General features: G+C 71.3%; 15 protein-coding genes and 1 pseudogene. 12 read left to right on the top strand and 4 right to left on the bottom strand.

Going from position 1 to position 17720, the window contains the following annotated elements; translation table 11 throughout:
• Positions 1 to 48: 48 nt before the first annotated feature.
• The 3 genes from ABT186_RS04875 to ABT186_RS04865 all read left to right on the top strand — a co-directional run bounded on the left by ABT186_RS04875 (position 49) and on the right by ABT186_RS04865 (position 2856).
• Entirely contained in the window at positions 49 to 858 is an 810-nt protein-coding gene (locus tag ABT186_RS04875; protein WP_351221205.1) for a glycerophosphodiester phosphodiesterase, read from the top strand.
• Positions 859 to 964: 106 nt separating this feature from the next.
• Entirely contained in the window at positions 965 to 1594 is a 630-nt protein-coding gene (locus ABT186_RS04870) for an ATP-binding protein (RefSeq protein WP_351221206.1), read from the top strand.
• A gap of 296 nt (positions 1595 to 1890) precedes the next feature.
• Positions 1891 to 2856 carry a DUF5926 family protein gene (locus tag ABT186_RS04865; protein ID WP_351221207.1) on the top strand — a complete coding sequence of 322 codons (966 nt, stop codon included), beginning with the start codon at positions 1891 to 1893 and terminating at the stop codon, positions 2854 to 2856.
• Positions 2857 to 3119: 263 nt separating this feature from the next.
• Here ABT186_RS04865 and ABT186_RS04860 read toward each other — a convergent pair whose 3' ends face one another.
• Both ABT186_RS04860 and ABT186_RS04855 read right to left on the bottom strand, forming a co-directional pair.
• Positions 3120 to 3710, bottom strand: coding sequence for a hypothetical protein (locus ABT186_RS04860; protein ID WP_502973138.1), 591 nt, complete (start codon positions 3708 to 3710; stop codon positions 3120 to 3122).
• Between the two features lie 56 nt (positions 3711 to 3766).
• On the bottom strand, positions 3767 to 4432 hold the full coding sequence (locus ABT186_RS04855) for a bifunctional DNA primase/polymerase (protein ID WP_351221208.1): 666 nt from the start codon (positions 4430 to 4432) through the stop codon (positions 3767 to 3769).
• A gap of 481 nt (positions 4433 to 4913) precedes the next feature.
• Here ABT186_RS04855 and ABT186_RS04850 point away from each other — a divergent pair, with 481 nt between their 5' ends.
• The 3 genes from ABT186_RS04850 to pdxR all read left to right on the top strand — a co-directional run bounded on the left by ABT186_RS04850 (position 4914) and on the right by pdxR (position 9447).
• A complete protein-coding gene (locus ABT186_RS04850) occupies positions 4914 to 6419 on the top strand; it encodes a SpoIIE family protein phosphatase (protein WP_351221209.1) in 1506 nt (501 codons plus the stop codon).
• Between the two features lie 100 nt (positions 6420 to 6519).
• Positions 6520 to 7980: an aminopeptidase P family protein gene (locus tag ABT186_RS04845; RefSeq protein ID WP_351221210.1), complete on the top strand. Its 1461-nt coding sequence runs from the start codon at positions 6520 to 6522 to the stop codon at positions 7978 to 7980.
• Positions 7981 to 8049: 69 nt separating this feature from the next.
• Entirely contained in the window at positions 8050 to 9447 is a 1398-nt protein-coding gene (gene pdxR / locus ABT186_RS04840) for a MocR-like pyridoxine biosynthesis transcription factor PdxR (RefSeq protein ID WP_351923550.1), read from the top strand.
• A gap of 150 nt (positions 9448 to 9597) precedes the next feature.
• Here the strand turns inward: pdxR and ABT186_RS04835 are convergent.
• Positions 9598 to 9828, bottom strand: a pseudogene (locus ABT186_RS04835) (triphosphoribosyl-dephospho-CoA synthase); the annotation flags it as partial.
• A 248-nt stretch (positions 9829 to 10076) separates the two neighbouring features.
• Here ABT186_RS04835 and ABT186_RS04830 point away from each other — a divergent pair.
• Complete coding sequence (locus ABT186_RS04830; protein ID WP_351923548.1) at positions 10077 to 11654, top strand: exo-alpha-sialidase; 1578 nt, start codon at positions 10077 to 10079, stop codon at positions 11652 to 11654.
• A gap of 44 nt (positions 11655 to 11698) precedes the next feature.
• On the opposite strand, the gene ABT186_RS04825 is transcribed toward ABT186_RS04830, so the two are convergent.
• Positions 11699 to 12154 carry an ATP-binding protein gene (locus ABT186_RS04825; protein ID WP_351923546.1) on the bottom strand — a complete coding sequence of 152 codons (456 nt, stop codon included), beginning with the start codon at positions 12152 to 12154 and terminating at the stop codon, positions 11699 to 11701.
• 325 nt (positions 12155 to 12479) lie between these two features.
• On the opposite strand from ABT186_RS04825, the gene ABT186_RS04820 reads away from it, so the two are divergent.
• From ABT186_RS04820 to ABT186_RS04800, 5 genes are all read left to right on the top strand, one after another.
• Positions 12480 to 13301 (top strand): hypothetical protein, encoded by an 822-nt coding sequence (locus ABT186_RS04820; protein WP_351221214.1) that lies wholly within the window; start codon positions 12480 to 12482, stop codon positions 13299 to 13301.
• A 147-nt stretch (positions 13302 to 13448) separates the two neighbouring features.
• Positions 13449 to 14195: a YcnI family copper-binding membrane protein gene (locus ABT186_RS04815; RefSeq protein WP_351923544.1), complete on the top strand. Its 747-nt coding sequence runs from the start codon at positions 13449 to 13451 to the stop codon at positions 14193 to 14195.
• A gap of 116 nt (positions 14196 to 14311) precedes the next feature.
• The gene (locus ABT186_RS04810; protein ID WP_351923542.1) at positions 14312 to 14983 is read left to right on the top strand and encodes an SCO family protein; all 672 of its coding nucleotides are present in this window, start codon (positions 14312 to 14314) and stop codon (positions 14981 to 14983) included.
• A gap of 50 nt (positions 14984 to 15033) precedes the next feature.
• On the top strand, positions 15034 to 15450 hold the full coding sequence (locus ABT186_RS04805; RefSeq protein ID WP_351923691.1) for a copper chaperone PCu(A)C: 417 nt from the start codon (positions 15034 to 15036) through the stop codon (positions 15448 to 15450).
• An 85-nt stretch (positions 15451 to 15535) separates the two neighbouring features.
• Positions 15536 to 17719 carry a copper resistance CopC/CopD family protein gene (locus ABT186_RS04800; RefSeq protein WP_351923689.1) on the top strand — a complete coding sequence of 728 codons (2184 nt, stop codon included), beginning with the start codon at positions 15536 to 15538 and terminating at the stop codon, positions 17717 to 17719.
• Position 17720 lies beyond the last annotated feature (1 nt).

Raw genomic sequence — 17720 nt, 5'->3', positions numbered from 1 at the left:
TCGCCTTCCGATCCCGCACGTTCCCCTCGACGGTGGCACGATGACGCGGTGACCCACGCACGACAGCACCTGGTCCAGGTGGTCGCCCACCGCGGCGCCTCCGAGGAGGCACCCGAGCACACCCTGGCCGCGTACAAGAAGGCCATCGAGGACGGTGCCGACGCCCTCGAGTGCGACATCCGGCTGACCGCGGACGGACATCTCGTCTGCGTCCACGACCGGCGTGTCAACCGTACGTCCAACGGCCGCGGCGCGGTCTCCACCCTGGAGCTCGCCGACCTCGCCGCCCTGGACTTCGGCTCCTGGAAGAGCCGCGACGAGGAGCCCGACTGGGAACACCGCCCGCAGGACCCCGAGGACACCTCCGTCCTCACCCTGGAGCGCCTGCTGGAACTGGTCGCCGACGCCGGACGCCCCATCGACCTGGCCATCGAGACCAAGCATCCGACACGCTGGGCGGGGCAGGTCGAGGAGCGCCTGCTGCTCCTGCTGAAGCGATTCGGTTTGGACGCCCCCGAGTCCCCGGCCACGTCTCCGGTACGGATCATGAGCTTCTCGGCGCGCTCACTGCACCGCGTGCGGGCCGCCTCTCCTAACCTGCCGACGGTCTACCTGCTGCAGTTCCTCTCCCCCCGGCTGCGCGACGGACGGCTGCCCGCGGGTGTCCGGATCGCAGGCCCTTCCATGCGGATCGTGCGCAGTCACCCGGCGTACATCCAGCGGCTGAAGGGGGTCGGCCACCAGGTGCACGTCTGGACTGTGAATGAGCCCGAGGATGTCGATCTCTGCGTCGAACTGGGCGTCGACGCCATCATCACCAACCGTCCGCGCGCGGTACTGCGCCAGCTCGGCCGTTGAACGGCGCACCTCTTCGTTCACCCATTCCTCGCCATAAGGGTTGAAATCAAGCCGCATGATTACGGGGAGTGCCCCGGCGCGTTCGGAACGTGTTCGACCGTAATGAGTGCGTCAGCGGACGCGCGGCGGCCGGTTTCCAGTCCAGTCCAATGGGGCATTCACACCGTGGCGTGGGGCGAAGGAGGTCTCGGGGGTGGCGTTGGTGGTGGCACAGGAGGTGCCCACGTCGTCGAGCATGGCCGTACCCCATGGTCCTGCGGGCGTGGGGGAGGCAAGACACCGCATGCGCGATCAGTTGCGTACTGGTGGCGTATCGGAATCGGTCATCGACGATGCCGTACTGATCCTTTCGGAACTACTCAGCAATGCCTGTCGTCACGGCAGACCGCTCGGCGACAGTCTGGCGGGGGATGGGGACGTGCGCGCCGCATGGCGCGTCGACGCCTCCGGACGGCTCACGGTCGAGGTGACGGACGGCGGCGGCCCGACCCGTCCGGTGCCCGCGACCCCCTCGGTCACGGCGCACGGCGGCCGCGGGCTGAACATCATCACGGCACTGGCCAAGGACTGGGGCGTACGCGACGAAACCCGCGGAGAGGTCACGGTCTGGGTCGTCGTCCAGGACGACGTCGCCGCCGCGCGCCGCGGCGACGACTTCGCCACACGCATCACGGCACCCTCCGTGTCCCAGTTGCCCGACCTGGACTTCACGGACGCGTTCGACGATCTCGACTGAGACGGGCCGGGGACCTGGGCCGAGACGGGTCCGGGCGGACACGCCCGTACGGAATGCCCATATGGAACGCCCATATGGAACGCCCATATGGAACGCCCATGCGGAACGCGCGTACGGAACGCCCGGCCAGGGCCGGGACGGCCCCGGTACGCGTGCCGGGGCGGGAGCCCTTCGGGTGGACCGGGGCACCCCTTCGGGGACGACTCGGTGCGTTGTCCACAGGATCCCGTCGGCCGTCGTACGAGCGGCTAGGCTCGCGCCCGTACGAAACGAGCCGTAACCGGGAGACACCCACGATGGCCAAGAAGCGACCCCAGACCCAGGTCAAGCGCCCGCAGCTCGCCGAGGGCGAGATCCCGGTCGTCGGCGCCCGCGAGCCCTGCCCCTGCGGCAGCGGCCGTCGCTACAAGGCCTGCCACGGCCGGGCCGCCGCACACGCGGTGACCGAGCTGGTGCAGCGTCCGTTCGAGGGACTTCCCCGCGAGTGCGACTGGGTGGCACTGCGCGAGCTCGTGCCGGCGGCCACCGTCGAGCTCAAGCTCAAGGGCGACCTGCCGGCGGGCGTCCCGTCGGTCACGCTCGCCACGGTCCTGCCGATGGCGTGGCCGGCGCTGCGCCGCGAGGACGGCTCGGTCCTGCTCGGCCTGCAGAACGACACGGCGTCGGGGGACATCAGCCGCGACCTGGCGGACACGCTCCAGCGTGCCCTCGCCGCCGAACCGGGCACTCCGGTCCAGGGCCGCCGCGCGCCCGCCGACAGCCCGCGGCTGCAGGACCTGCTGGACCCGGAGGGCGCCTTCGAGCCGGTCGTGCACAGCGGCTTCGAGTTCTGGGTCCCCGACTCGGAGAACACGACGCCGGAGGTGACCGCCTCCCTGGAGCGGGCCAACGCCGCCGCCATCCCCACCGTGAAGCTCCAGGGCGTGGACGCCGCGTACTGGTGCGAGACCCCGGACAAGAACCACCTGCGGTGGGTCATGCCGCACGCCGAGGAAAAGCTTCTGGACGCTCTCGCGCGGCTGCACGCGGCCGGGCAGTCGAGCCTCGGCGAGGGCACGCGCCTGGTCGGCTCCTTCCGCGCGCACGGGCTCACGGTGCCGGTCTGGGACCTGCCGAGCGGAATGGGCGCGGAGGACATCGAGAAGCCGGCGGCCGAGTTCGCCGAGCGCCTCGCGACCGCCCTGGCCTCGGACGCACCGCTCACCCCGGACGAGCGCCGGGCGCGCGGCGGGCTGACCAACCGCCAGGTGACGCTCAGCTGACACACAGACCCAACCTGACCGACCGGTCAGCAGGATCAGGGCCGTCGCCGCGGGTGACTCCTGTCACAAGTGGCCGTCGTGACAGGTAAATCCGTGTCCGAATAGCCGAGATCGAATTTGCTAACCGCCGATCTCTTGTTACCGTTCCAGTAGCCCGGTTGCTGGTGCATCCCCCGTCGCCAGCAACCGGGTCTTTCCATGTGTACGCGCATGTACGAAACGGTCAGCGCCGTCAACTGCCGTAACTGGATGCCGAGTTACCGTCAACCCGACTCGGAGGCGTCGCTTCCGGAGCGCAGCAGCAGCGGCCCGCTCCCGTCGCCGCCGGCGAACTCCGCGACCGCCGAGTACGCCCCCGGGTCGCCCGCCACACGCTGCCGGGGCGTCTCACAGGTCTCCGGGTCGTCCGCGGCGCTCACCGCGCAGTCCATCTCGACGCTGCGCCCGTCGGGCCCCATGAAGCTCAGGACGGAGCTCAGCTTCTCGCCGGTGGCGTTGCGGTAGTACGTGCGCGCCCAGGTCTCCCGCCCCTGCGTCAGGACGCAGGTCTGCGCCTCGATGCCGTCGAGGGAGGAGAGTTGGGGGCCGCAGCGGGCGGCGGTGGCCAGACCGACGCCCAGGGTGAAGCCGGAGGAGACCGACCGGTTCGCGTCATCGTCCGCGGACATGCGGAGCGCGGCGCGGTCCGCGTCGCCGACCGGCCCGGCGGACGCCACGGCGATCGGCAGCGCGGCGACCAACGTCACCACGCCCATGAGCGCGTACAGCCGCACCCTGCGGGGGTCGGGCCGGCCGCGGACCGGCGAGTTCCTCCCGCGCCCCCGTTTCCCCTGGCCCCCAGGACGAATCAGCATGGGGCCGAAGATATCGGCCGATCACGGGCGCCCGGCTCGCCGCACGCCCGACACCCCTACAACTCGGGCGCGCTCACACCCGTACGAGTGAGGGCCTCCACGACGGCGTCCACCACGGCCTCCACGTCGGGCACCCAGGGGGAGGCGGAGCCGGGCAGCGGTGCCCGCTCCCAGCGGATCTCGCCCTGGCCGGTCTCGGACGGGGGCAGAGCCAGATAACCGCCCTCGCCGTGGAAACGCAGCGACCCGGGGACGAAGTCCTTGGCGTAGAGGAGGTCGCCCAACTGCTCCATGGAATACGGCGCCACGAGGATCGCCCAGCGGTGCGGCGCCGCCACGACCGGGCCGAGGCGCATGCCCTTGCGGTCGAGCGCGGCGAGGGCGCGCGAGGCCGCGAGGGCGGGCAGGCTCACCGCACACGGCGCCCTGCCGCCGGTTGCCAGCACGATCGGTGCGGACGGCCGGTTGGTCCACCACCAGCGCACCATGCGCTCGTCGGTGGTGGCCGCGAGCAGCCCCGGGTCGAAGGGGTGCGCGCCGGGCACCGTGCACTCCGGGTCGGGGCATCCGCAGCGGGCACGCCCCTGCGGGTCCGGTGCCACACCCGGGAGAACGGGCCACTGCCATTCCGTCGCGAAGGTCAGGGCCGCGCTGATCAACTCAGGCCTCCGGTCGTTCCGCCTGGACAGGAGCCTGCGTCGCCTTCCGAGGATCTCGCGCATGAGCGCTCGTTCCTTTCCGTTGCACGCCTGGCAACACCGAGGACCACATCACACCATGTGTCGATCACTTCACCGTGCGTACCTACTGGCGCATCACACCCTTGTCTTGGACAAGGGGAACCCCTATGGGCCGAGCGTTGGCTGCGTCCGCGTCCATACTGCGCCCATCACAAGCATGGGCATGGCGTGGGGTGGCGGCGCCTGGCGATTTGCCTTCCCGCTCTTACTCGCCGCCTCCACCACGGGAGGATGGGGTTCGGTCGTCGGTGGTTAAGACGCCCGGGTCCGGTACCAGGTTCCGGGTGGCCCCCAACCACCCCTGGCCTTCACCGAGTACGTACCCATCACCACCGCTGTGACGCTCTGTCGAACAAGGCCAGTCGACCGCAATAGGGCCATACCTGAGGCGGTTTTAAGCCAATTTTGCTATTCCGCAAGAGAGTAGGAAAGCCCCACGGACACCAGGAAACCCAGCAGGACAATGCTGGACATCCCCTTACGAGTACGTGTACATGTGGAGACACCGCTAGCGGCGCAGATTGACATGGGGGTTTGCGATGCTATCGAGCAATACGCACCAGTCCGAGAGCCGGACGCCATGAACGCCCCTCACCCTCCGAAAGTGGCCGGAATCGATTCAACGGTTCCGTCGCCCGCACACACTGTCGCGCCCACGCCTGCGGCCACGGATGATCCCCCGGCCACCACCGGCCCGGGAGCCCTCCTCCAGGACCGGCTCGCCGGATGGGTCTCCGATCTCACGACCCTCCACGAACTCACCGAACGCCTGGCGCGCACGGACTCACTCTCCGAAGCGCTCCAGGAACTGCTGCGCGCCGGAGCCGCCCTGGTGGGCGCCCGGCGCGGTCTCGTCGTACTGGAACCGCGCGACGGCCTCGGCCCCGACACCACGATCGGCCTGGGTCTGGCCCGCGCCGACCTCGGGCACATCGAGACCGTGCCGCGCAGCTCCATGTCGTACGGCAGGATCCTCGAAGGACTTCCGGGCGGCGAACGCGAGATCGCCGAGCCCGATCTGCTCTCCGAGGCCGGGCTCGACCCCCGCCACCGCGAGGTCGCGGCCCGGCTCGGCTACGCCGCGAGCTACGCACTTCCCCTGTCCACCGAGGCGGCCGGCCGCCTGGGCGCCGCCGTATGGCTCTATGACGAACCGGCCGAGCCGGTCGAGCGCCAGCGCCACCTCGTCGGTCTGTACGCCCGCTACGCCACCGAGCACCTGGCGCGGATGGTCGAAATCGAGCGCACGCGCGCGTGCATGGCGACGATCTCCGAGGAATTGCTCCCCTCCCGGCTGCCCCGGGTCGCCGGCGTCCAGCTCGCCGCCCGCCGCCGCACCGGTCCGCGCGGGGGCGGCGACTGGTACGACGCGCTGCCGCTGCCCGATGCCGCGCTCGGTCTCGCCGTCGGGTCCGTGACCGGGTCGGGGCCCAGCGCGGTCGCCGCGATGGGCCGGCTGCGGGCCTCGCTGCGCGCGTACGCCGTGATGGAGGGCGAGGACCCGGTGGCGGTCCTCTCGGACCTGGAGCTGCTCCTGCGGCTGACCGAGCCGGCCCGCTCGGCCACCGCCCTGTTCGCGTACTGCGAACCCACGCTGCGCAAGCTCACCCTCGCCGGGGCCGGGCACAGCCCGCCGCTGGTGACCGGCCCGCGGCGCACGGAGTTCGTCGAGACCTCGCTTTCGGCGCCCCTGGGCATGCTCGCCTGCTGGGAGGCACCGAGCCTCGAACTGACCGCGGAGCGCGGCGAGACCGTGCTGCTCTACACCGACGGGCTGCTGCACCGCACCGGCGACCCCATGGACCGCGCCTTCGCCCGGCTGCACGCGGCGGCATCGAGCGTGCCGCGGCCGATGCGCGCCGACCCGGGAGCCGTCGCCGACCACGTTCTGCGGACCGTGCTGCCGGACGGGCTGGACCAGCAGGAGAGCACGGAGGACGTGGTGCTGCTGGCGGCGCGGTTCGAGTGAGGGCACGACTGTCTTGGGTAACAGGTCTTCCGGCCCTGGGCCCCCTTCAGTACGACCGTACGATGGAGGAGGCCCAGTGCCGTATCGAGGAGGAAGAGCCGTGGCGGAGGAGCTCCCGGAGACCCCGGAGACCACCGAAGAAGAAGAGCCGATCGAGCAGCGCAAGAACGGCCTGTACCCGGGCGTGTCCGACGAGCTGGCCGAGAACATGAAGTCCGGCTGGGCCGACACCGAGCTGCACGACCTGCGGCCGGTCGCCCAGGCCGCCGAGACCGCCGCCCGCCGCGCCACGCTCTCCGCGCGCTTCCCGGGCGAGCGTCTGGTGATCCCCGCGGGCAACCTGAAGACCCGCTCGAACGACACGGAGTACGCCTTCCGCGCGTCCGTCGAGTACGCGTACCTCACGGGCAACCAGACCGAGGACGGCGTCCTGGTCCTGGAGCCGGCCGGGGACGGCCACACCGCGACGATCTACCTGCTGCCCCGCTCCAACCGTGAGAACGGCGAGTTCTGGCTCTCCGGCCACGGCGAGCTGTGGGTCGGCCGCCGCCACTCGCTCGCCGAGGCGGAGCAGCTGTACGGCATCCCGGCGTCGGACGTGCGCGAGCTGCCTCAGAAGCTGAAGGAGGCCACCGGCCCGGTCCGCGTCGTGCGCGGCCACGACGCCGGCATCGAGGCCGCGCTGCACGACAAGGTGACCGCCGAGCGCGACGAGGAACTGCGCGTCCACCTCTCCGAGGCCCGCCTGATCAAGGACGAGTTCGAGATCGGCGAGCTGCAGAAGGCCGTCGACTCGACCGTGCGCGGCTTCGAGGACGTGGTGAAGGTCCTCGACAGGGCGGAGGCCACCTCCGAGCGCTACATCGAGGGAACGTTCTTCCTCCGCGCGCGTGTGGAGGGCAACGACGTCGGCTACGGCTCCATCTGCGCGTCCGGCCCGCACGCCTGCACGCTGCACTGGGTGCGCAACGACGGCCCGGTCCGCTCCGGTGACCTGCTCCTGCTGGACGCGGGTGTCGAGACGCACACGTACTACACCGCCGATGTCACGCGCACGCTGCCGGTCAACGGCACGTACAGCGAGATCCAGAAGAAGATCTACGACGCCGTGTACGAGGCCCAGGAAGCCGGGATCGCGGCGGTGAAGCCGGGCGCCAAGTACCGCGACTTCCATGACGCCGCCCAGCGCGTGCTGGCAGAAAAGCTGGTCGAGTGGGGCCTGGTCGAGGGCCCGGTGGAGCGCGTCCTCGAACTGGGACTGCAGCGCCGCTGGACCCTGCACGGCACGGGCCACATGCTCGGCATGGACGTCCACGACTGCGCCGCCGCGCGCGTCGAGACGTACGTCGACGGCACGCTGGAGCCGGGCATGGTGCTCACGGTCGAGCCGGGCCTGTACTTCCAGGCGGACGACCTGACCGTCCCGGAGGAGTACCGCGGCATCGGCGTCCGCATCGAGGACGACATCCTGGTCACGGAGGACGGCAACCGGAACCTCTCGGCGGGGCTGCCGCGCCGCTCCGACGAGGTCGAGGCGTGGATGGCCTCCCTCAAGGGCTGATACCGGGGTGAATGGCCGGGTACCGATGGGAGGTGCCCGGCCGTTCGTATGACGTACGGGGGGATTTCGTTGGTCAGAGGGCCCGGTTCCACGGAGGATTTCTGGTCCGGCGTCGGAGTCGACCTGCACCTGGAGCCGGACACGGCGGACGGACGCCGTGCCGGTCTGGAGCGGGCGTTGCGGGACGCCGTGCGGGACGGGCGGCTCGCACCCGGTACCCGGTTGCCGGCGACCCGGCGGCTCGCGGCCGAGCTGGGCGTCTCGCGGGGCACGGCAAAAGCCGCGTACGACCAGCTCGTCGCCGAGGGATATCTGACGGCGCGGCAGGGCTCGGGCACCCAGGTCGCGTCGCTGCCCTCACCGGCCCCGGCACGTGCCGACGGTGCTCCACGCGCGCGTGCCCCGCGTTTCGACCTGCGGCCCGGCAGCCCGGACGTCGGCGCGTTCCCGGCGGCGGCCTGGCTGCGGGCGCTGCGCCGCGCGATCGCGACGGCACCCTCGCTCGCGTACGACTACGGGGATCCACGCGGCCGCATCGAACTGCGCACCGCGCTCTCCGGGTACCTGGGGCGGGCGCGGGGCGTGATCGCGCCGCCGGAACGGATCGTGATCACCTCCGGGTACGTGCAGGGGCTCGCCCTCCTCACGCGCGTGCTGGACGGCGGGACGGTCGCCATGGAGGACCCGGGGCTGCCGTTCCACCGGGACGTGGTACGGCGGGGCGGCGGCAGCGTGGTGCCGCTGCGCGTCGACGAACGGGGTGCCCGCGCCGGGGACCTCGGGGACGAGGCGGCCGTGGTGGTCACCCCGGCCCATCAGTACCCGACCGGGGTCACGCTGCACCCGGAACGGCGGCGGGCGCTGACGGACTGGGCACGCGCGCGTGCCGGACTGGTCGTCGAGGACGACTACGACGGGGAGTTCCGCTACGACCGGCAACCCGTCGGGGCGCTCCAGGGCATGGCGCCGGGCCACGTGGTGTACCTCGGCACCGCCTCCAAGACGCTCGGGCCCGCACTGCGGCTGGGCTGGATGGTGCTGCCGCCGCACCTGGTGGACGCGGTGGCCGACGCCAAGCTGCACAGCGACCACCACACCGAGTCCATCGGGCAGTTGGCCCTCGCGGAACTGGTCGACAGCCATGCGTACGACCGGCACGTGCGCGCCTGCCGGCTGCGCTACCGGCGCCGCCGTGACCAGCTCCTCCACCGGCTGGGGGCGCGTCGGCCCGTCCGGGGGATCGCGGCCGGGCTGCACGCGCTGGTCGAGGTCCCCGACGAGGAGACGGTGCTGGCGCGGGCCGAGGCCGAGGGGCTCGCGGTGGGGCGGCTCGGGGACCACTGGCACACGGCGGGCGTGGGCCGGCCGCAGGGGCTGGTGGTCGGGTACGGGACGCCCCGGGAGCGGGCGTATCCGGAGGCGCTGGAGGTGCTGGGGCGGGTGCTGGACGAAACCCCGGGCGCATGAGGTGGGGGACCTTGACCTTGGCCGTCTGAGCACGAGGGACGCCGACCGCCTGAGCGGGAGCGGACCCTGGTCGCCGTAACGCACCGGCATCGGAAGGGAGTCCACGAACAACGCCCCCGCGAGCAGCGCCCCGCTCCCCCGCGGGCTCCAGCCGTGGCCCCGGAGGTCGGTGTCCAGCCCGGCCAGAGCCCGGCGCCCGGCCTCTGTCGCCGTGCCGCCCGCCTTCAGCACGTCCCGCGCCCCGGCCTGCACCTGGCGCAGACCGAGCGGACCGGCCGTGTACAGCAGCTCCGTGTCCTGGAGCGTGGACATCACCGTCAGGAGCGCGTCGAGCCGGACCTCCGGCTCCGCTGCCCCGGCGGACCGCGCCGTACCGAGCGCGTCGAGCGCCCGGCGTACATGAGGGAAACCGGCGCGCGCTTCCCCTCGCGCGCCGGGCCGCGACGGTCCCGCCGGTCACGGCGAGGGCGCGGCGCCGGGTGATCGAGGTGTCCCTGTGTTTGGTGACGGCGATTCGGGTGATTATGCGTCAGTCCGCTTATGCGATGACAGTTTTCTCCCGTGTGCCCGGTTAGCGTCCGTGGGGTTGCCCGCCCCCAGTCCGTCGGCCGGGCCCGAAGGAGACCCCGATGCGCCCACGCGTGCCCTTGTTCCCGGCTGCCGTCGTCCTGCTCGCCGCCGTCATCGGGGCGGTTCCGGCCACGGCCGGTGGCGGCAACGGCCCCCTGCGCAAGGTGTCCTCCGGCGACCCGTACGCGGGCTGCACCCTGGGTGCCACCCCAAAAGGCGTCAACTACGCCGGGTCCGAGGTGGAACCGTACATCGCCGTCGACCCGCGCGATCCTCGCCGTGTGGTCACCGTCTTCCAGCAGGACCGCTGGTCCGACGGCGGCGCCCGTGGGCTGGTGGCCAGTTGGACCAGGAACGGCCGCACGTACCACGAGACGCCACTGCCGTTCAGCGCCTGCGCACCCGGGGGAGCACCGTACGGCAGAGCGTCCGACCCCTGGGTCAGCACCGGCCCGGACGGTGTGGTGTACTCCGGCGGGGTCGGCTTCGACGCCGACCGGGTGCGCAACGCGGTGCTCGCGGCCGCCTCGTACGACGGCGGCCGCACCTGGAGGAACCTGACCGCCACGCAGACCGACGACGACCCCGCGTTCTTCAACGACAAGCCGACGATCACCGCCGACCCGAAACGCCACGGCACCGCCTACCAGGTCTGGAACCGCTTCGACTTCGCCCCCACCGACCCCGGCTCCCGGACGGAGAGCGCCGGATACATCGCCGTCACCCACGACGGCGGCCGTACCTGGGGCCCGGCCAGGCCCATCACCGAGACCGCGGCGAACACGGTCGCCGCTTTCCTGCAGCTCGTCGTCGACCCGCGCAGCGGCACCCTGTACAGCTTCTTCAATGCAAGCGTGTTGGGCACCGACAGCGTGACGGCGCACTATTCCGTGGTGAAGTCGACCGACGGCGGCAGCACCTGGAGTGCACCGACGGTGGTGGCCCAGGACACCTCCGTACCGGAGGTCGACCCGAACGACCCCGCCAAGGCGCTGCGCGCCGGTGCGGGCGTGCCCAGCCCGGCGATCGATCCGAGGACCGGCACGCTCTACCTCGCCTACGAGGGCTCGGACTTCTCCGGTGGCGCGTACAACTCCGTCCAGCTCGTACGTTCCATCGACGGCGGCCGCACCTGGTCGTCCCCCCAGCTGATCAGCCGGAAGGGGACGCCGGCCTTCTCCCCCTCCATCGCCGTCGAACCACGGGGTGCCGTCGCACTCACCTACTACGACCTGCGGTTCCTCAAGCCCGGGGACACCGCCGCCCTGCCGACCGCCTACTGGCTGACGAGCCTGCCGGGGGGTGACGCACGGCGGCGCACCGAGCGGCGGGGCTCGCGTGTCTTCGACTGGCTGCAGGCCCCCTTCAGCGACGGCTACTTCCTGGGCGACTACCAGGGCCTGGCGTCGACGGGCCACCGCGGAGTACAGCCGGTCCTCACCGAGACCAACTCCGGTGCTCCGCGAAACCCCACCGACGAGTACACCGGCCTCCTGCGCCTCCCCGACCTCGGCGGGGCACATCCGTGGAGGGCTCAGCTGCCGGCGCCCTTGGCGCACAAGGGGCTTTCGCACCAACGCCCGCACCCGCTCGCCAGGGTTCTCGCGGAACGGCACGTCAATCCCGCACGCCGATGACCGGCTGCCAGTGACACACCGGCCCCAGCCATGCCGACCCGGAGCTAAACAACCGCCAGAGGGGCGCCCTTCTTCCACTTCAGGATCTTGTCGAAGCTGACCACCGCCCCGCCCCTGCCCGGCGTGTTGCCGATGTGAACATGGTCGGCGAGTTCATGGATGAGGCAGAGACCGCGGCCGTTCTCGGCGTCGGGGCACGCGGGGCGGACCGCGGGGCGGGATCTGCCGACGGGGAACCCGGGGCCCCAGTCGGCGACTTCGATGCGGCACTTCTCGCCGTCGAGGTAGGCCGTGACCCGGTACGCCTCCGACGTACCACCGTGTGGGCCGGCGCCGCCGTGCTCGACCGCGTTGGCGCAGGCCTCGCTGAGGGCGACGGACAGGTCGTAGCAGATGTCCGGGTCGACGCCCGCGGTCTCCATGGTGCCCAGAAGGAGCCGTCGGGCGAGTGGCACGCTCGCAGCTTCGCGCCGCAGATGGAGTGACCACCAGATGCTCATACTCCAGCCTCCTGGCCGCGGCTCGACATACCGTTACGTATTGCCGCGAGTGCCCGCCTGCAATCGCCCGACCGACGAGATCCCGCCCATCCGGCGGATGCGCCGAGGCCGGGATCGGTGTATGTGCATGTGGCACTCACCAGAACGTGATCTTCCAGATACGCCCTCCGATTACCGTACGAATGCTGCTCATTTGCTGCTCACCGTACGGATACCGCTTACGGTACGGATACCGCTTACGGTACGGATGCCGCTTACGGTACGGACGCCGCCTTGCGGACCTGCCGCACGGGGCCGGCCGGGCCAGTGGGATGATGAGGCCGCCATGAGTGCCCCCCACCAGCGCACGGCGCGCACCGGATGCGATCTCCGGATTCTGCGGGCCGCGGTGTTCGCCGCGGTCTGTGTCGTGCTGGCCGCGGCCGGGCACGGGCTCGCCTCCTGCGCCACGGTTCCGCTGTGGGCGGTGGGTGCCGGTTTCCTCGGCGTGTTCGCCGTCACAGTCCTGTTGGCCGGGCGCGAGCGCTCGTTGCCGGGCATCGTCGCATTCCTCGCGGTGGGCCAGACCGTGCTGCACACGCTGTTCGGGCTCGGGCAGCACTCCGGGGCCGCGGCGATGACGTCGAAGGCGATGTCCGCCGCCGACGCCACGCTCGTGGCCCGGGCCGCACGCATCATGTGCGGCACCAGCGCGGGGGCGATCTCCCCCGCGCACGCCCAGAAGATCCTCGCCGATGCACGCCTCGGCACGGGCACGGGGATGGCCGCCATGCACCACCCGGCGGACGCCCTGTCGACCACGGCCGGTTCATGGTGGTCGGTGCTGCCGTCCGTGTCCATGCTCCTTGGTCACCTCCTCGCGGCCGTCGCCGCCGGATGGGTGCTGCGCCACGGGGACATGGCACTGCTGCGGCTTCTGCGACTGTCGGCGCAAGAGGTTGCGGAAGGGGCGCTCGTACGGTCCCTGCGCGCCGCGTTCGCTCTCGTGCGCGCGATGCTGGCGGGGCTCACAGATGCGCCCGACGCCGGGGCGCGCGCCCCGCGCACCGCTTTCCTCGTGCCGCCGAAGCCGCGGACGACCGCGCTGCAGCACACGGTGATCCGGCGCGGACCGCCGTCCTCCACTTCTCTCGTCCTCGCTGCCTGACGCGACGCGCCACTCCACTCGTCCATGCCGAGGGGCTGCCGTCGTGCGGCACGCGCGCGTGCCCGTGTGGGGCCACGGCCGTGGTCACCGCTGCGCACACGTACCTCTCTTTCCCATGGACTCACTCGAAGTGGAGTGCTCTCTGCCATGAAGGCCTTCAAGTCTTCCCCGACGGCTTCCCGCATCGCCGCCGCCGGCGCCGCCGCCACAACGGCCGTCCTCGCCCTGTCCGCGCCCGCGTTCGCGCATGTGAGCGTGCAGCCGGAGGGCAACGCCTCCAAGGGCGACTACGCGGTCGTCGATTTCAAGGTCCCCAACGAGCGTGACAACGCCTCGACCACCAAGCTCGAGGTCACCTTCCCTGCCGACCACCCGCTCGCCTCGGTGATGCCGCAGCCGCTCGACGGCTGGACCGTGCAGGTCACCAAGTCCAAGCTCGACAAGCCGCTCACGCTGCACGGCAAGCAGATCGACGAGACCGTCTCCAAGGTCACCTGGACCGCCACCGCCAAGGGCATCGAACCGGGCTACTTCCAGAAGTTCCCGCTCTCGATCGGCCGGCTCCCCGAGGACACCGACCAGCTCGTCTTCAAGGCTCTGCAGACGTACTCCAACAACGAGGTCGTGCGCTGGATCGAGCCGCAGAAGGAGGGCCAGGAGGAGCCCGAGAACCCCGCGCCGGTGCTCCAGCTGACCGCCGCCGCCTCCGGCCACCACGGCTCCACGGCCGAGGACGCCTCCGCCACGACGGCCGCCAAGGACACGGCGGCCGAGTCCTCCACCGGCGGCGGTGACACCACCGCCCGCGTCCTCGGCGTCGTGGGCATCGTCGTCGGCGCGGCGGGCGTCGCGTACGGCGTCCTGGCGGGCCGCCGCCGCACCACCGACATCTGAGGTCCGACTCGCCTCCGGACGCGCGCCGGGGTCGTACGGCACCACGTGGCACGTCGCGTGACGCATCGCATACGACCCCGGCGCCACCGGAGTTCACACATCTGGGACATTTTTCTATGCGCAAGAAGAAGACGCTCGCCGCGGCCGCACTCCTCGCCACGGCCGTGCTCACCCTCTCCGCCTGCGGGTCCGGCGACAGCGGCGACCGGCCGGTCGTCCAGGTCTCCGCCGAGAACGGCTCGGACAAGGCCGGGACCGTGCTCGACCAGCCGTTCGAGAAGCCGGACCTGGTTCTCACCGACACGCACGGCAAGAAGTACGACCTCCGCTCCGAGACCAAGGGCAAGCCGACGCTGATCTACTTCGGCTACACCCACTGCCCCGACGTCTGCCCGCTGACGATGAACAACCTCGCCGTCGCCAAGAAGGAGGTGGAGAAGAACAAGCAGCTGACCCAGGCGCAGAAGGACTCGCTGCGCATCGTGTTCGTCACCACCGACCCGGAGCGCGACACCCCCTCCGCACTCGACAAGTGGCTCAAGGGCATCGACCCCGAGGTCGTGGGCCTGACCGGGGACTTCGCCACCATCCAGGCCGGTGCCCGCGCCCTCGGCATCAGCATCGAGCCGCCGAGGAAGGAGAACGGCAAGATCGTCTCCACCCACGGCACCCAGGTCATCGCGTTCTCGCCGAAGACCGACGGGGGTTATGTGGTGTACGGCAAGGACGCCACCGTCGACGACTACACCAAGGACATCCCCAAGATCATCAAGGGGGAGAACCCGTGAACCACCGTCTCGGCTGTCCCGCCGTGGTCATAGCCGCGGGACTGGTGCTCATGGGCTGCGGCGGATCGGGCGGCTCCGGCGGCTCGTCCTCGGCCAAGCCCGCGCTCAAGGTCACCGGCGCCTATATGCCCGCGCCCGTCACCGGCGACATGGCGGCCGGCTTCTTCACCGTCACCAACTCCGGCGGCGCCGACACCCTCACCTCCGTCACCAGCGGCCTCGCCGGTGACGTCACACTGCACTCCACCAAGGGCGGCGCGATGGAGGAGGTGAAGTCGTTCGCCGTGCCTGCGGACGGCAGGCTCGACTTCGCGAGCGGCGGCAATCACCTTATGTTCGAGAAGCTCACCCACCAGCCGAAGCAGGGCGAGAAGGTGTCCGTGCAGCTGCACTTTGCCAAGTCCGGAACGGTCACGGTCGAGATGCCGGTGAAGCCGGCGACGTACAACCCGAAGACCGGGCACTGAGAGAGGTATCACCGTGACGCAGGCCATCGCTCCCGACGGACACGTCCAGGGGAACACCCGTACGGCGTTCCCGAGCACGCTCCGGATCCGGGCAGTCCGCGGACTGCTGGCGCTGCTGCTCGCCGTCGCGGGCGCGCTGTTCGGCGGGACCGCCCCCGCCTCCGCACACGCCGCGCTGATCGGCAGCGACCCCGGGCAGGGAACGGTGGTCGACAAGGCGCCCACCCAGATCACCCTCACCTTCTCCGAGAAGGTGGCGCTCTCCGACAACTCGCTGCGCGTACTCGATCCCAAAGGACAGCGCGTCGACACCGGCAAGGCGTCCAATCTGAGCGGGACCATGTACGGCGTGCCGGTGCGCAGCGGGCTGCCCCGCGGCACCTACACCGTCACCTACCAGGTGGTGTCCGCGGACAGCCATCCGGTCTCCGGCGCCTTCACCTTCTCCGTAGGAGCGCCGTCCACGACCACCGTCTCGGTCTCCGGTCGGAGCGCGGGCGGCGGGGTCGTGGGCTGGCTCTACGGATTCGCACGGTACGTGTCGTACGCCGGGTTCATCGTGCTGATCGGCGGCGCGGCCTTCGTGCTGGCCTGCTGGCAACGGGGTGCCGGGGTACGGGCGGTACAGCGGCTCGTGGCCTCCGGATGGGTGGCGCTCACCTCGGCGACGCTCGCGCTGCTGCTCCTGCGCGGCTCGTACACCGGCTCGGGGAAGGTCTCGGACATCTTCGACCTGTCCCTGATCGGACAGGTGCTGCAGACCAAGGCGGGGGCGGCACTGGTCTCCCGGCTGCTGCTGCTCGCGGCGGGTGCGCTGTTCATCGCGGTGCTCTTCGGGGCATACGTGAAGCAGGACGCCGGAGGTGACGAGGCAGACGGCGTGCAGGCGTCCGACGGCGACGGTGAGGCGAGCGGTACCGGTGGCTCGGCTCGCTCCGACGCGTCGGTGAAGGGGTCCGGAGGCTCGGCTCGCGCAGCCGACTCCAATGGCTCCAATGGCTCCAATGACGAGCCGGCGTCCGGCGACGATGCCGCCGACCTGGCCGCCGAGAAGAGGGACCTCACCTTCGGGCTCGCCATCGGCGGGACCGTCGTCGCGTCGGGGCTCGCGGCGACCTGGGCGATGGCCGAGCACGCCTCGACCGGCATCCAGACCGGCCTCGCGATGCCGGTCGACGTCCTGCACCTGCTGGCGGTCGCCCTCTGGCTGGGCGGGCTCGCGACGCTGCTCGTCGCGCTGTACCGGGCACCTTCGATCGAGACGGCGGCCGTACGGCGCTTCTCGCGCATTGCGTTCGGAAGCGTCGTGACGCTGGCCGCGACCGGCGTCTACCAGTCGTGGCGCCAGCTCGGTTCCTGGTCGGCGCTGACCGGAACGACGTACGGACAGCTGCTGCTCGTGAAGGTCGGTCTGGTCGCCGTCGTCGTCGGCATCGCCTGGATCTCCCGGCGCTGGTCGGCGCAGCTGGTGGACGCACCCGCGGTGGTGGCCCGGCGTACGCCGGAGAAGAGGCGGGCCACGGTGGCCGCGAAGGTGTCGGCCCAGAGTGGTGCACGGACGGAGAACGGGAGCCCCGAGGCGGCTTCCGGTGCGAACGGGAACTCCGGGTCTTCGGACAAGGACGGAGAGCCGGAGGTCTCCGGCGCGGACGACGGCGGCTCCGGCAGCGCGGCTTCGGGCACGTCCGGGCGCTCGGAGCGTGCCGCGCAGCTGGCCCGGCAGCGGGCCGCCATGGCGGCGGCACGGGCCAGGCGGATCCGGGACGCCGACCCCGTCCGTGCGGGGCTGCGCCGTTCCGTTCTCGCCGAGGCGGCCGTCGCGATCGTGGTGCTCGCCGTCACCACTGCGCTGACGACCACCGAGCCCGGACGCACGGAGGAGACGGCCAGGGCGGCCACCGCGTCCGCCTCCGCCTCACCGCGGTCCGGACCCCTGTCGCTGAAGATCCCCTTCGACACGGGCGGCCAGGACGGCAAGGGCACCGTGCAGGTCGCCCTCGACCCGGCCCGCGTGGGCGGCAACGAGATGCAGGTCTATGTGACGCGCCCCAACGGCAGGGCCTTCGACGTCCCCGAAGTGAAGGTCGCCTTCACGCTCGTCGCGAAGAGCATCGGCCCGCTGCCCGTCGTGCCCGACCGCATCGCCACCGGACACTGGTCGTCGAACGGTGTGCAGATCCCCATGGCGGGCGACTGGCAGATCGCGGTGACCGTGCGGACGTCCGACATCGACCAAGTGACCGTGAACAAGAACGCGAAGATCGGCTGAA

This window comes from Streptomyces sp. NPDC001634 (genome assembly GCF_040298185.1).
Taxonomy (GTDB): Bacteria; Actinomycetota; Actinomycetes; order Streptomycetales; family Streptomycetaceae; genus Streptomyces.
This window is presented reverse-complemented; position numbering and strand designations above follow the sequence as displayed.